The 264-nt window shown below is 42.4% G+C and carries 1 protein-coding gene; it reads right to left on the bottom strand.

Going from position 1 to position 264, the window contains the following annotated elements; translation table 11 throughout:
* The coding region (locus SB658_RS24685; RefSeq protein WP_410603029.1) for a Mini-ribonuclease 3 at nt 1–264 on the bottom strand (264 nt) is incomplete at both ends.

Below are 264 nucleotides of genomic sequence, written 5' to 3'. Positions count from 1 at the left end.
CTCATTTGTCTTCCTCCCTGACGTTCCGATTTCAATCGCCTGACTAATCAGCTCTTCTAAGCGTTCGTCCTGCTTTTCAATAAATAAATAACCCATGAGCGCTTCAAACGCCGTACTATAACGATACGTTTGAACGTCTGTGTTTTTAGGCACTGTGCCTGATTTTGCATTTCTTCCTCTTTTCAACACCGCTTCTTCTGCTTCAGTGAAAAAGCCTTGCTGCTGAAGCGTAAATAAAATAGCTGCCTGAGATTTAGCTGAAAC

Source organism: Bacillus sp. SIMBA_008, from assembly GCF_046535495.1.
Taxonomy (GTDB): Bacteria; Bacillota; Bacilli; order Bacillales; family Bacillaceae; genus Bacillus; species Bacillus subtilis.
This window is presented reverse-complemented; position numbering and strand designations above follow the sequence as displayed.